14 protein-coding genes are annotated in these 14,365 nt (G+C 52.4%); 3 read left to right on the forward strand and 11 right to left on the reverse strand.

Annotation, left to right across the window (positions count from 1 at the left end):
* Nucleotides 1-27: 27 nt before the first annotated feature.
* From CSA35_02375 to CSA35_02410, 8 genes are all read right to left on the reverse strand, one after another.
* On the reverse strand, nt 28-651 hold the full coding sequence (locus tag CSA35_02375) for a hypothetical protein (GenBank protein ID PIE55298.1): 624 nt from the start codon (nt 649-651) through the stop codon (nt 28-30).
* Nucleotides 648-1,832, reverse strand: a complete 1,185-nt coding sequence (locus CSA35_02380) for a chromosome segregation protein SMC (GenBank protein PIE55299.1) — start codon at nt 1,830-1,832, stop codon at nt 648-650. Before CSA35_02380 ends, CSA35_02375 begins: the two co-directional genes overlap by 4 nt.
* A gap of 14 nt (nt 1,833-1,846) precedes the next feature.
* Nucleotides 1,847-3,166: a UDP-N-acetyl-D-glucosamine dehydrogenase gene (locus CSA35_02385; protein PIE55300.1), complete on the reverse strand. Its 1,320-nt coding sequence runs from the start codon at nt 3,164-3,166 to the stop codon at nt 1,847-1,849.
* Nucleotides 3,167-3,183: 17 nt separating this feature from the next.
* A complete protein-coding gene (locus CSA35_02390) occupies nt 3,184-3,930 on the reverse strand; it encodes a UDP-3-O-(3-hydroxymyristoyl)glucosamine N-acyltransferase (GenBank protein PIE55301.1) in 747 nt (248 codons plus the stop codon).
* 145 nt (nt 3,931-4,075) lie between these two features.
* Entirely contained in the window at nt 4,076-6,187 is a 2,112-nt protein-coding gene (locus tag CSA35_02395) for a heavy metal translocating P-type ATPase (GenBank protein PIE55347.1), read from the reverse strand.
* 78 nt (nt 6,188-6,265) lie between these two features.
* Nucleotides 6,266-6,469: a heavy metal transporter gene (locus tag CSA35_02400; protein PIE55302.1), complete on the reverse strand. Its 204-nt coding sequence runs from the start codon at nt 6,467-6,469 to the stop codon at nt 6,266-6,268.
* A 64-nt stretch (nt 6,470-6,533) separates the two neighbouring features.
* A complete protein-coding gene (locus CSA35_02405; GenBank protein ID PIE55349.1) occupies nt 6,534-7,691 on the reverse strand; it encodes a hypothetical protein in 1,158 nt (385 codons plus the stop codon).
* A complete protein-coding gene (locus CSA35_02410; protein ID PIE55348.1) occupies nt 7,691-8,509 on the reverse strand; it encodes an ABC transporter ATP-binding protein in 819 nt (272 codons plus the stop codon). The genes CSA35_02405 and CSA35_02410 overlap by 1 nt, the downstream gene beginning before the upstream one ends.
* Before the next feature lie 234 nt (nt 8,510-8,743).
* Here CSA35_02410 and CSA35_02415 point away from each other — a divergent pair, with 234 nt between their 5' ends.
* Nucleotides 8,744-9,649 (forward strand): septum site-determining protein MinC, encoded by a 906-nt coding sequence (locus CSA35_02415; GenBank protein PIE55303.1) that lies wholly within the window; start codon nt 8,744-8,746, stop codon nt 9,647-9,649.
* A 77-nt stretch (nt 9,650-9,726) separates the two neighbouring features.
* Here the strand turns inward: CSA35_02415 and CSA35_02420 are convergent, their stop codons facing one another.
* The gene (locus tag CSA35_02420; protein ID PIE55304.1) at nt 9,727-10,374 is read right to left on the reverse strand and encodes a hypothetical protein; all 648 of its coding nucleotides are present in this window, start codon (nt 10,372-10,374) and stop codon (nt 9,727-9,729) included.
* A 193-nt stretch (nt 10,375-10,567) separates the two neighbouring features.
* Nucleotides 10,568-11,239 (reverse strand): DNA-binding protein, encoded by a 672-nt coding sequence (locus CSA35_02425; protein ID PIE55305.1) that lies wholly within the window; start codon nt 11,237-11,239, stop codon nt 10,568-10,570.
* A gap of 155 nt (nt 11,240-11,394) precedes the next feature.
* Here CSA35_02425 and CSA35_02430 point away from each other — a divergent pair, with 155 nt between their 5' ends.
* Nucleotides 11,395-12,987, forward strand: coding sequence for a hypothetical protein (locus CSA35_02430; GenBank protein PIE55306.1), 1,593 nt, complete (start codon nt 11,395-11,397; stop codon nt 12,985-12,987).
* A gap of 6 nt (nt 12,988-12,993) precedes the next feature.
* On the opposite strand, the gene CSA35_02435 is transcribed toward CSA35_02430, so the two are convergent.
* A complete protein-coding gene (locus CSA35_02435) occupies nt 12,994-13,251 on the reverse strand; it encodes a hypothetical protein (GenBank protein PIE55307.1) in 258 nt (85 codons plus the stop codon).
* A 164-nt stretch (nt 13,252-13,415) separates the two neighbouring features.
* Here CSA35_02435 and CSA35_02440 point away from each other — a divergent pair, with 164 nt between their 5' ends.
* The gene (locus tag CSA35_02440) at nt 13,416-14,324 is read left to right on the forward strand and encodes a peptidylprolyl isomerase (GenBank protein PIE55308.1); all 909 of its coding nucleotides are present in this window, start codon (nt 13,416-13,418) and stop codon (nt 14,322-14,324) included.
* The last annotated feature ends 41 nt before the right edge of the window (nt 14,325-14,365 follow it).

The following is a 14,365-nucleotide window of genomic DNA, read 5'->3' on the forward strand; positions in this document are numbered from 1 at the left end:
TTTATAACTTTAAATATAAAAAGATCACTACGCATTTCCTCTGTTTTGTGCCAAAGAGAGCATTTTATCCAACAGTTTTTGCAGGCTTGGGCACTTTTTATATGCAAAATCGGGATCCAGGCGTTTGAAAAGTTCCCCACCGTTCACGACTTTTTTATAGGAACGTTTCACATATTTTTGGTACAAACGATCCAAAAGCTTCGCTGGAGGCTCGTTAAAATTTATCATCTCTGGATTTGCAATTTTAGAGGGAAATTTGATATTCTCAGGAAAAATGTCTGGCTGGCTCAAAAGCCAGGCTTCTATCTCATGAACGGCAAAAAAGTGAAAGAACCTCTCTTCGTTCACATCCCTCTCAATCTTATTCTTTCCCCATGCATAGCGCTCGTCGCTTTGCGTCTTGTCCTCAGGATAGAAGGTCGGCCCGTAAAGATCCAAAAGAGAGATGACGGCGATAATGTTATTTTGCGACGAACCATTCAAGTACATCCTCGCTTTTTGTGTAACGTCACTCAAAAGCTCCGACCAGCCATTAAAGCGTACCGGTTGAATTCCGACAGGTGACCTCAACTTGGGATCAAGCCATTTCTTCAGGAATTCAGGCAACGCTTTTGCTTCTGTGTAGCCTTCGACAAATAGGACAAATTTCATGACATTTGCTCCAGTTCGCCGGATTGGAAAAGGCTGCCAAGAGAGTAGCTTTTCAACCAATAGTCCAATTCGTCTCCATCAAGCGTTCGCAAAACTGTTTCTCCATCGTTCCACGCAGAAACTGTGGTAACCGGTTTTGTCTCCCCGAAAGCGTCCAGCAGCTGCGTCGAATGCGTTGTCAGAATAACCTGAGAGCGAGAGGCCGCATCAATAGCATACTCAGCAACAAGCGGTAACATTGATGGATGAAGCCCTGTTTCGGGCTCGTCTATGGCAATAACCGGCGAGGGAGAGGGAGTTGCAAGCACTGCCAGCAAAAAGAGGAATCGAAGTGTTCCATCAGACATTTCCGCTGCCGACTGCTCCCGTTGCAGCGACTTCCAGCGAATCCGCATCTGCACCCTTTGGTCGGAGGCAGGAGGGAAGATGAGCTCTTCAAAGTCATTTCCAAAAGCACTCCTCATAGCGGAATTGATGTCTCTCTTGAATTCCCGATCACTTGTGTAGAGTGTGTGCAATACCGAGACGAGATTCTGTCCGTCTGGATCGACGTGCTTTTCCATTCGGGAAACGACAGGACTTCGTAAAGAGGCGTCCCTGTTGGTATGAATGTCATGATAAATAGATATTGAAGCCAACCATTTCTGAAAGGGGGGAATCCGCGGATTATGTGTGAACGGACCGGATGTCAGAGAAAGAAGTGTCTCCTCATCCGAGACGAACTCTTCAGGGGTGGTGAAACGGCTTTGAGATGCGTCGAAAATGACAGCAGCCTTCCCCGTCCGATCAAGAAATATGAATGGCTCATCTTGAGAACCAGAGCGTACCTCACGATAATTGGTCAATCGTTCGCTTCCGATTCTGTATGCGCTCCCACCGCCCAAGCCCAACATTTCAAGCTCGTATTGCTCAGGAAGACGATTATCATTTAGAGACGTTGTCTTTAGAACACATTTAATTGAGCTGGCTTTTCCGTCCCAAACTATAGGATCCATTCCCCCAAGTGACTGTACATGCTTCCCCAGCCTGCCCTGCGCAGACAGAGAGAGTAGCTCTAAAAAGCGCAACAGGTTGGACTTGCCGCTTCCGTTAGGGCCAATGATAACGTTGAGGTCACCCGGATGCCAGCTTGTTTTTCGAAAAGAACGGAAACCTTCGATGTCGAGTTGTTTTATTTTCATAACACAGACTCCTTTTATAGCAGGTGAACGTTAGTTAGAGCCGAACGGCCTTCACTCAAAGCTGGAGCCAGAACATTTTTAGTATCGAAGATTATTTCTGCATTTTGGATGAGCATGTTGTAATCCACGTTATGCCTGTGGGCAGTCGTTATCACCACGGCATCGAAGGTTTTCAAACTCTCAGCCTTGAGAGGCACCGATCTTTGCTCCTTGCCGTTTCTCCAGACGCTGGGGCAATATGGATCATGATAGAGAACCTGCGCTCCCTTAAACTCCAGAATATCCCAGACTTTGAGAGCCGGGGACTCTCGAAGATCGTCGATGTCGCCCTTGTATGCAACCCCCATCAGGAGAATCCTGCTTCCGTTGAGAGGTTTTTGTCGATCATTGAGGAGATCCATGAGTCGTTCCACTACATGGCCCGGCATGGCGTCGTTGATTTCACCGGCGAGTTCGATAAGCCGAGTGTGATAGTCGTATTCCCTGGCCTTGTAGGTGAGGTAGAAAGGATCCAGGGGAATGCAGTGCCCACCGATGCCAGGACCTGGATAGAAGGGCACAAAGCCAAAGGGCTTGGTGGCTGCCGCCTGGATGACCTCCCAAACGTTGATACCCATCCGATGACACAGTACGGCCATTTCGTTGGCCAGGGCGCAGTTGACGATACGGAAGGTGTTTTCCAGAATTTTTGTTGCCTCGGCCTCTTTTGGGCTGGAGACCACGAAGACGGGAGCGTCCAGAACGGATTCATACAGGGTTTTGGCGATCTGCGCACAACGTTCCGTGCAGCCGCCGACGACTTTTGGGGTGTTGCTGGTTTTGTACGTTGCGTTGCCAGGATCGACTCGTTCGGGGCTGAATGCGAGGTAGATGTCCTGCCCCACGACAAGGCCCGAACTCTCAAGCAATGGCTTGAGAATTTCCTCCGTGGTGCCGGGGAACGTCGTGGACTCCAGCACCACGAGCATGTCTTTATGGATGCGGCGAGCGATCTCAGCAGTGGAGTTTTCCACATAGGAGAGATTGGGCTGCTTGAATTTGTCAAGAGGCGTGGGGACACAGATGGCAAGCACGTCACAATTTTCAAGTCGATCAAAATCGGTGGTGGCGGATATCCGTCCGCATTGCACTAACGAGACAAGCTCCTCGGGGACGACATCGCCGATGTAGTTTTCGCCCCGGTTGACTTTGTCGCATTTTTCCTGTTGGACGTCAAACCCGACCACGGTGAAGCCAGCCTTGGCTTTTTCAACCGCCAGGGGAAGACCGACGTAGCCCAGGCCGATGACGCCGATCCTGGCCGTTTTATCCTTTATTCTGTCCATCAATGCCATGTTCGGGTCGATCTCCTTTATCCTTCATAGAATGTCTGATTTTCTATGAGCTGTTCTTCTGGAACCGGTTTCATCTCTTTTGCCGGACATCCAATAACGACGGTCCGTGCCGGGACATCCCTTGTGACCACAGCACCAGCCGCCACGAGGGCATCCGGGCCAATCTCCACGCCTGGGAGGAGGGTGGCGTTGACACCTATACGAGCGCCGCGACGAAGGATTGGGCCGGCGAAGTGTTTTTTTCGTTCCTCGGTGCGCCCCAGGTAGTTGTCGTTTGAGAAGGCAGCGCAGGGCGCGACAAAACAGTAGTCCTCAACAAGGCTCACGGCGGTAATATAAGCGTTGCTTTCTATTTTACATCGTTTTCCAATGGTCGTTTTGTTCTCCACGGTGACTCCTCGGCCGATGATAGTGAGCTCGCCGATAGAGACATTCTCCCGGACCGTCGCTAAATCACCGAAGAAGACCCGATCCCCCACCTCAACTCCGCGGTAGATCACGCAGTAGGCCCCTACCGTGACCGATTTTCCCAGCACCAGAAGAGGAAGTTCTCGAGACTCGCCTGTGGTGACAGAGAGTCCTGCCTTGACAGGAGATTTGCCCAGGATGGCTCCATCCAAAATTATGGAGCCAGCGCCTATCCGAACACCGGACCTTATAAGCACGTTATGGCCGATCTGAACGTTTTCGCCGATCTGGACGTTCTTCTCTACCACCACATTTTCCCCAATAGTTACGCTTTCGGGGCAGGGGCTGCTTATCATATGGTAACTCCTTTCAAAAGCGATTGAAAAGCTCGTTTACCTTCAAAGAGGGGCAACGGTGTCCAGCCAGAGACAAATAGCGGAGCTCTTTCGAGTAAAAATACTACTTACAAAAGTAGCTGTCACATGTCAATTAAAAGCAACCTCACCGCCCCACGCGCATGGAGTTGAGGATAACCGAGATGGAACTGAAGGTCATGGAGATCTCCGCCACAGCGGGGTGCAGGAGCCCTGACATAGCGAGGGGAAGGGCTAACAGGTTGTATCCAAAGGCCCAGTAGAGGTTTTGACGGATGACAGTGAAAGTCGTTCGGGAAATGCGCACGCCCTGGGCGATTCGGTCCACTCCGCCGGAGACGATGACTATGTCGGCGCTGTCGATGGCAAGGTCGGCGCCTGAACCCACGGCGACGCCTACATCGGCACCCTTAAGGGCTGCGGCATCGTTCATACCGTCGCCGACCATGAGGACTTTACCCCCCCTGCTCTGTTCGGATCGGACGATGTCCAGTTTATCCTCGGGCCGGATTTCGGCGTGTACGTCCTCCTCAGGAATGCCCACGGCTCGAGCCACAAGACGAGCGGCTCCCCAGTTGTCACCGGTGGCCATAACGGGCCGGATGCCCAGTTTTTTCAGTTCCTGTATGGCGTCATAGGCTTCAGGACGGATGGGGTCTTCTAAAGCCAGGAAGCCTTTGATCTCATCGTCGCATCGAACTTCCACCACGGTGCGTCCCAAGTCGACCTGTTCTTTGTATGCATCTATGGAGAGAGGGCGACCGAGAATCCAGGTCTGCCCTTCAAGTACGGTCCTCAGGCCTTGGCCGGCCTCTTCGTTTATCTGGTCCAGCTCCAGAGCGGGAGCGTCCAGCCCTGCTATAGCTTTAGCAAGAGGATGGTTTGACTGGGATTCCATGGCAACGGCAACGGCGAGGGACTGATCGTCCAACTCTTTGTGGGTGACCACCGGGTGTCCCTCGGTGAGGGTTCCTGTCTTGTCCAATATCACGACCTGAACGTCGCCAGCCGTCTGGATGGCCTCGGCGTTGCCTATTACGAGACCCTTGCGGGACGCTGCACCGGTGCCGGTGATGAGAGCCATGGGAGTTGCAAGCCCCAGCGCACAGGGGCAGGCTATAACGATAGTCGTTACAAATGCGAAAAGCCCTACGGACAAAGGATCACGGGCCTCAACGACCCAGGGCAGGTACGTTCCCGCTTTATCCAGGAGCCAGCCAAAGTGGTCCACGCCAAAGAACCAAAAGACCCCCGAGGCCAGAGCCAAGAGAGCCACCACAGGGACAAAAGCCCCAGTAAGTCGATCAGCAAATGCCTGAATGGGGATTTTGGCCCCCTGGGCTTCTTCGATGAGGGCGATCATTCGGGAGAGAAAGGTGTCTTCACCGGTTCGGGTGACCGATATTTCCAGATTTCCCGTGACGTTGACCGATCCTCCGGTGACGTCGTCTCCCTCGCCCTTGGTGACCGGGATGGGCTCACCGGTGATCATGGATTCGTCAACTGCGGATGTCCCTTTGGCGATGAGGCCGTCGGCTGGGATACGCTCTCCTGGGTGTACGGACAGAGTCATTCCCTGAGTTACGGCTTCGATGGGCAGGGTGACGGCTTCGCCGTCCTTCAATATCCGGGCCTCTCTGGCCTGGATGCCCACCAATGCCCGTATTTCCTTGGCAGCCCGATCTCGCAGATGAGATTCGATGTATCGGCCTGTGACGTGAAGGGCAACGATCATGGCCCCCACGGCTCCAAAGGACGTAACCTGAATCCCCACAAGGCCCAAAAGAGCTGTGGACCAGGCAGCCAGAGCTCCCAGACACACGAGAACGTCCATGTTGCCGTGAGCGTGGGTGACGGCGATCCAGGCACCTTTCATGGAGGAACGACCAGCACCGAAGAGAACCAGCGCACCGCCAAAAATCTCAAACCAGCGGTACCCCGGGATATGATACCCCATCATATGAGGGATCATGAGACCCATGAGAGGAGCGGCGACAACCCATGCAAGAATGAGGTTCCGCCGGGCCAGGGCGTATCGTCGGGCCTCCAGGTCCTGGGGACGCTCCCGGGAGACGGCATAGCCCGCTTTGACGACAGCGTCCTCCAAGATCTCCAGTGGAACGGGCTCATCCAAAACGACAAAGGCAGTCTCGGTGGCCAGGTTGACCGCTGCGAAGACGACGCCTTCGACCTTGGAAAGTCGTTTTTCGACGATCCGGGAACAGGAAGCACAGGTCATACCGGTGACCGTGAGGGAGACTGTCTCCCTCCGGTCACCGGGTGCAGAACGGCTCACGATCGGATTGGTGGGGACCAATCAGGCCCCCACCTCCCGAGCCTCATATCCACCATCGTCCAGGGCAGTGAGCACAGCAGCCAGAGATTCAGCCTTCACTGTGACAGTCCTGGCCTGAAGGTCCACTGAGAAGTCAGGCACTCCCAAATCCTGAAGTATTCTGGTGATGCGGGCCTCGCAGTGGCTGCACGACATGTCGGGCACGGACAGAGTGTACGTCATCATGCTTTTTTCCTCCTTATAATTATGAAATAATTATAAATGGACTACGAAAACGGTTCCCCGGGATCTACATGGCCCCGGGGGCACTCGTTCTACGAATCGTTTCCTCCATATCTCGCTTGAGCTCCTCGGGGAGGCCGATGATATCCAGAGAGAGGAAGCCCTTGATGATGAGGGACCGAGCGTCATCCTCCGGTATGCCTCGAGCCATAAGGTATTCGATTTCCTCTTGGTCGATCTTGCCAACGGCCGCCTCGTGAGACATCTCCAAGTCGCTGCATCGGGCTTCAAGCTCAGGAACAGCGTGGATAAGCCCTTTGTCAGAAAGGAGGAGACCATCGCACTCCAGGTGAGCTTTAACTTGGGGGACCTCACCGATCAGATGTCCCCGAGCGTAGATGGTACCGCCGGTGGACACCGCCCGGGAAACGACCTCCGCCCTGGTCTCGGGCGCTCGAAGGACAACCCGTGAACCTGAGTCAATCATAGAACCCGGAGCTGCTAAAAAGACGCTGTTGAAGGTAGCCACAGCCCCTCGCCCCTGGAGGATAGCCGTCGGATACATGGTCAGATCCCTGGCGGGCTTGAGACAGATATAATTGGAGATGAAGGTGCCCCCCTCTTCAACCACGATGGTGCTTCGGGGCCGAACGGCCATCTCCTCGGCCCAGTTATGGACCATGGTGAAGGATAAGGTGGCGCCCTTTTTGACGTAAATCTCCGAGACTCCGACATGAAGCCCTGAGCGGACGTCGTCGGAGGTAGCGCAGCCGCTCAGAATATGCAGGGATGAGTTTTCCTCTGCAATGACTACGTTATGGACATCCTGAGCCATACGGTCCTGAGCCAGGTAGAGGCATGTCTGAACTGGTTCCAGCACGTGAGATCCAGGACGAGATCGGATGAAATACCCACCCTCCACATGAACATCGGCTTGATGGGTAAACTGGTCCTTGTCTCGATCCACACCCCGCCACCAATAGTCTTTCAGACCATCATAAAGCTCCAGAGCTGTCAAAATAGGGAGCATTTCCACATCAGGACTTGAGGCGGCACAGTGGACCGTCGAGCGATCGGTGAGCATAAAGCTGCCCGCCACATTGGCCTCTGGGTCTATCCCACTTTTAAGGAGCGTTCGCCGATCTTTTTCCGGGAGGTCGGCCAGCCGCTTGACCAACGGACGCTGCGGAGCCTCCTCCCGATAGGCTTTCAAATCGATGTCCATCATACACGACCTCCTTCGCTCATCATGCAGCGAAAACACTCAGAGTAGCCATTTTTCCGGATGTCCTCAAGGATATCCCGGGCATTACCGGAGCAAGCGATCCGGCCGTCCATCATGACGTGCCCCCGATCCACGTTGACGTAGTCCATGATGTTCCCCGTATGGGTGATCAGAAGCCCCGCCTTGTGACGACGTTCTCTGAGCTCTTTCACGGAGAGATCTCTTCGACAACCGTTCCGATCAGCACACCCGGAGCCGCAGAGACACCCCAAAGGCGCCTCCCGACCTAAAAGAGAGGCCGAGGCCCGGCCGATGAGGGCCATATTCTCGAGGTCAACTCCTGACTCAGGCTCGTCCAGAAAGACGAGTTCTGGCTTTTGAAGAAGAAGTTGAAGCATCTCCACCCGTTTCAGCTCACCACCGGAGAGGCCAGCGTTGACCTCTCGATCCAGAAAAGGAGCCACGTGGAGTGTCTCAGCCAGGGAATCGATCTCGGCAACATCACCTTTGTCGCATATTTCCAGAAGGGACCGAAGCCGAACTCCATGAATGGTGGGTGGCCGCTGAAAAGACATGCCCACGCCCAGCCTGGCCCGTTCGTCAACCGAGAGATCGGTGATATCCTGTCCTCGAAAAAGAATAGCTCCCTGAGTCACCGTGTATTTACCCAGCCCCATAACGCTGGCCAGCAGGGTCGTCTTGCCCGATCCGTTGGGCCCAAAGACAGCGTGAACCTCCGACTCACCGATCTCCAGGGAGACCCCTTTAAGCACTTTCTGTCCGTCCACCTCCACGTGGAGGTCACAAACCTCAAGCAGTGCCGTCGATTTCACGTTCATTCCTCCCATGTTTTTCTTGGTTTTAGTGTACAAAAGATGATGCACATATGGCTGAGTTTCCCCACATACATCATAAAAGATCATACATATATGCAAATTATACCAAGAGAAGAAGAACCCGTCAGGGCATTTTTACGGAAACAGGGCCTTCACAAAGAGAGGAATGCCGTGTATAATCTCAAAGGTCAATATATGTCAAAGGGGGTCTGTCCCATGTCAGTACAGTACAAAGATTATTACGATATTCTTGGGGTCCCCCGAAGCGCCGACGCATCGGAGATCAAGAGAGCCTACCGAAAGCTTGCAAAATGCTATCACCCCGACGTCACCACCTCGAAGGAGGGGGAAACCCGGTACAAAGAGATAAACGAGGCATACGAGGTTCTCAAGGACCCGGAAAAGCGAAAACTCTACGACCAGTTGGGTCCTAACTGGCAGGGGGGCCAGGGTTTCACGCCTCCTGGCGGAGGGGTGCACGTGGATTTTGGCGGCGATATGGGGGGATTCAGCGACTTTTTCCGAACCATCTTCGGCGGCATGGGGATGTCTATGAACGACGACATGCTCTTTCATCCCTCGGGACCACGTCGAGGACAAGACCAGGCGGTGACCCTGGAGCTCTCCGTTCGAGACGCCGCCACCGCTCCGATCCGGCGAACCGTGACCCTCCAAGGGCCAAGAGGTCAGAGAAACCTTGAGATCAACCTGCCTCGAGGCATAACCGACGGAAGCAGACTGACCTTGAAGGGACAAGGAGCCCCCTCCCAAAGCAGTGGTCCAAGGGGGGATCTTAAGGTAACTATCCGGCTAGCCCCGGATCGGGATTTCTCCGTCTCAGGGCACGACTTGACCACGTCGGTAACGGTGAGCCCCTGGGACGCCGCCCTGGGGATGGACGCTCTGGCAGTACCCACTTTGAACGGAACGGTGAAGGTAAAACTTCCACCAGGAACCCAGGCAGGGCGTCGGCTTCGCCTCGCTGGCAAGGGGCTACCTCTCCGAGGAAAAGGCTCGGGGGATCTCTACGTGTCGGTTGAGGTTTTTATTCCCACAGATCTGACGGAACATCAAAGAGAACTCCTTCAGAACCTCCGTCAAAAATGGAACTCAACTCTGTAGCGACGCGAATACCAAAGAAGCGATGCCGGACAAGTCCGGCATCGCTTCTTTGGTATTTTTCATGTTATTTTCTAATACTATTTAACCCACTTAGCCATTTTTTCGGGCTTGAGGTTTTCCAGGTACTGATCAAAGTTGAAATCGGAGAGCTGAATGGTCGGCCACCAGTTCGACAGAGCCGGATCGTTGATAAGCTGTGCGAATCCGGCAGAACCATAGCGCATATGAGCATGCTTCTGTCCCTTGTCGTGACCGTGGAACTTTATCATAAGGAGATAGCGATACGCGTTGGAGAACGCATTAACATCGATCCCCTCAAAAGCATACCAGGAAGTACCATCCTTGCAGATCTCACCCCGATATTCGTACGTGACCTTAACAGGGGCGACCCAATCCACCGGGGAGAAGAAGGTGACGGTGTTCCCCGAGACCTCAAGCTTGCTAAAATCAGTGTAGTACATGAGCTTGGTTTTGTCGATAACGTCCTGGACGGAGAAGTCCTTTCCTATAGCTTTACAGGCCTCGGACAACTTCTCGAAGAAGGGCACGGCTTTCTTCTCATTCCAGTATGGAGACCTGCTCAAATGGGTTCCTTCCCAATCCTTGAGAGTGACCTTTTCTGTCTGAGTTTCGGACGCAAATGCTGGGGCCAGACTAAAAAGGGCCAATACAGCTATTAAGGCTACCGAAAGAAACGTGACGCGACTACGACAGAACATACGCATAATGCAAAACCTCCTAAAATTATAGTGTGTACGGGCAAATCACAAAGGTAGTTTATACTAACTTTGTGGCTTGCAGCATATCCTGAACAGATTGTTTGGTCAAGAAGCGTATGACACGTTCTCGATACAAAATTACACGTTTACTCGTCGCTTCTTCGCCGTTTGCCTCGATTCTCGCCGTAGGTGGGAAAAACTACTCCTTCTCCTGAGAGACAACCCATACAGAGAGTGCTTCCAGGCTCGTCAGGACTTGGTTTTGGCCATTCACCTCGACCTCTACACCCCGATCTCGCCCATCGTCCACTCGGCGTATAACCACGTTTGGCATAAAGCCCTTCTCCCTGAGAATCTGACGCTGTTCACCTCCAACGGTCAATCGGAGAATCCGAGCATTCTCCCGAGGCAGGAGCATGGAAAGAGGGATAGAGAGGTGCTCCGGCTCCAGAACAAAGCGGTTCATCGCCTCCACCCAGGGCTGTTCCTGTGAACGGGCCTTGCAGAAAAAGTCTACAAAGGCCGTAAGCCGACGCTCCGATTCGGGGGTGAGAGAGTGTTCTACGGCACAGGCCATTTCCCCGGCAACCTTGTCGTCCACTCCAAGAACCTCGGAGAAGAGAAAGGTCATATGTTGATGACGTCTGTAGGTTTCCAGGGCCTTGTCTCGACCATCCCGAGTCAGTTCAATCTTACCGTAGCGCTGATGCTCCAGAAGGCCGAGCCCTACCATTTTTCGGACCGCCACTACAACAGTTGCCTTTCGCACCCCAAGACGCGCGGCCAGCTCGGTAACTGACGGAACACCGCCCTCCAGTTCAATCTCCAGGACCGTCTCCATATAGTCTTCAATTCTCTCCGTGATGACCATGCTCTCACCACTTTCTGTATGTAAATACAATGTCTATGAGTATACATATAAGTCAAAACTCCGCATCCAGCATACTCAAAGAATTTGCGCATGTCAAATCAAGCTAACTTTTCAATAAAACAGAAAGCTATTGAAAATTTTCCAGCCTGTGTTGTATGATAGCAGCGAAATTCAGTTCTCCCAAGGAGGTTGGTAGCATGAATCAGCCTGACGCCCCAATTAAGCGAAGTCTCGGCAGAATCGTGCTGTACTGTCTACTCCTCGCCCTGCCCATCTCCGGAGCGTTCCTATTGACAGAAAAACGCATGAAAAACCTAGAAGAAGAGGGCAGGATCAATATCATAAAAGTTCAGGACATCCAGAATCTTCAACAGCAATCTCGGCTGATTCAGCATATGTTGAATCGTGTAAAAAACGATGCCCGCTTTTTATCTCGCCTCCCGTCCATAGCCAATATCCTTAAAAAAGGGACAAAAAATGCGCTCACAGAGCAAGTCCTCCTTTCCATGGCAACAACCTATGGAAACTACGACCAGATTCGGCTTATAAATGCTTCGGGCGATGAGGTACTCAGGGTAAATTACGACGACGGATCGCCTCGAGTCGTGCCCCAAAATGAGCTTCAAAACAAGGCCTCTCACTCTTATTTCTCCGACGCCATGACAATTAGAAGCCCCGATCTGATCGCCATCTCCCCTTTCGATCTCAATATCGAACATGGGAAGGTGGAGATTCCGTTCAAACCCATGATCCGCATCAGCATTCCTATCGATGAAGGCGAGTCGCGACTTGGAGTGTTGGTTTTGAATTTCTTAGGAAATAAAATTTTCAAATTAATGGATGAGCTGCGTTTCTCCAGCCGTTCATCTGTGGGGCTGCTCAATCAAGACGGATACTGGCTACAGGGCTTTGATCCCGAAGATGCCTGGGGCTTCATGCTTCCAGAGCGTCTGAACCGAAATATCTTCAACACAATGCCCGATGAGGCTCAAAAAATATACGCTCAGAACTCAGGTCAGTTTCAAACGGAATCTGGAGAACTAATCTCCTTTGCCACTATACGCCCCATGAACACCAAAGAGGGCATCTCCAGTCAGGGGCTGAACTTCTGGAAACTCATTTCCCGGACACCCGCCGAAGTAATCAATGAGCTGCAAATTCGAAGACCTTTCGCCCTAAAATCATTGATAGTCGTAGTTACGATTTTCCTGGCGACCTTATTTGCCTCCGTGTTCCTGGAGGAACGTCGGGTTATCAACAAGCAATTTTACCGAGAGCGCTTGGTAGATAAGGTAACTGGGACGTGGAATCGCCAATACATAGCTGAGTACGTAACCAAACATACCTCGCAGGAGGAGAAGATGTCCCTAGCTCTGGTCGACCTGGGTAATTTCAAAAAAGTCAACGATTTGTTGGGACACGATGTGGGCGACCAGGTGCTCCGCCAAGTTGCCGAAATTTTTCAACGGTGCATCCGCCCCGAAGACCAGCTCTCGCGTCACGGCGGAGATGAGTTTCTTCTCGTGTTTCCAGACACTGACTGCACTACGACAGAGAAGATCATGAAGCGCCTGGCTACGGCGGTCCGACAGGAAGTCCTTCCCGACGGTCCCGTGACGGTCGAGGCCGATTGGGGTGTCGCCCAGGTGAAGAAGGGACATTCTATGAAGGAGGCCACTGTCGAAGCAGATCGACGAATGTACGCCTATAAAAAAGCCAGAAAGGAACGGCAAGGGATCACGGACTGATAGAGATCAAGAAAGATGTAGGTATGGACACCCCTCAATTATGAAAAGATGAGGCCCTGTCGGCCTGGTTATGTTCGCCGCCTCTCGTCCCGTATAGTCGAAGATGATCCAACCTCGGTCATGGTCTATTCGAAGACTCCATCGGGTATGTCGAATTGACAGAGTATAGTCAGTCATATCCCTGAGGAAACGATCCACTTCTCGAAAGATGTGGGCAAAAGCTTCTTTGAATTCTTCCCAGCTGAGGGGAATAACCTGAATCAAAACTCTCACCTCCCACCAATAAAGCATACCAGTCATGGGAAAGGGTCGTCAAGGCGGCTTTTCCGTATATATGCCTATGGATAAATGTCGGTTTTTCTGGTATAAGTGTCTTTGTTTTGCACAATCAACAAATCTTTTGATAAACAGTTGGAGGAGTTTCTGTGATGAAAATACGCACACGCGCCCTACCCCTTGCCTTAGCTGCAACCCTGCTTTTGACTGGATCAGTCCTAGCAGCTGATAAAAAAGCCGATGAGGTTCTGGCTACCGTGGGAAAAGAGTCTGTAACTCAGGCTGACCTCAACCGCGTGGTTGAAGGGGCCCAGCCTAATCAAAGAGCGTATTTCAGCTCCCCCGAGGGGAAACGGGCACTGGTGAACGACATGGCCAACTCGCTCTTGTTCTACCTCTGGGGGAAGGATAATAAGCTCCAGGAGACCGAAAAATTCAAAGAGACCATAGCCGAGCTAGAGAAACGGGTGATTACCGGCATGGCTATGGAGAAAATCCTGAGCGACGTGTCAGTTTCCGAGCAAGACGTACAAACCTTTTACGATGAACACAAGGCCGCCTTTGAGGTTCCTGAGACGGTCAAGGCCAGTCATATACTCATTCAGGTTTCTAAAGACGCTGGAAAGAAGGACTGGGAAGAGGCCAAGAAAAAACTTGTGGTACTTCGCAAGGACATCCTGGCAAAGAAGATCAGCTTCGAGGATGCTGCCAAGGCCAATTCATCTTGTCCATCTAAAGCCAGAGGCGGCGACCTGGGCTTTTTCACCAAGGGCCAGATGGTTCCTGAGTTCGACGAAGTGGCATTCAAGACCAAGGTAGGCGAGATCAGCGCTCCGGTGAAAACACAGTTCGGCTATCACCTGATCAAGGTGACAGACCATAAAGACAGCTCTATTAAGCCATTGGACGACGTGAAGGACGATATTCGACAGCAGCTCCTCCAGCAGAAGCAGCGGGAGACCCTCACTTCTTATATCAAGAAGCTTAGAGAGATGTATAAGGTAACGATCAATCTCCCCGAGCCGGCCTCTTCGGACATCTCGGCAGACGCAGGAAACTAAAAGAGTTCTCTACGAAAAGGCGCCTCCTGATCTTTACGAGG

Source organism: Dethiosulfovibrio peptidovorans (genome assembly GCA_002748665.1).
GTDB lineage: Bacteria > Synergistota > Synergistia > Synergistales > Dethiosulfovibrionaceae > Dethiosulfovibrio > Dethiosulfovibrio peptidovorans_A.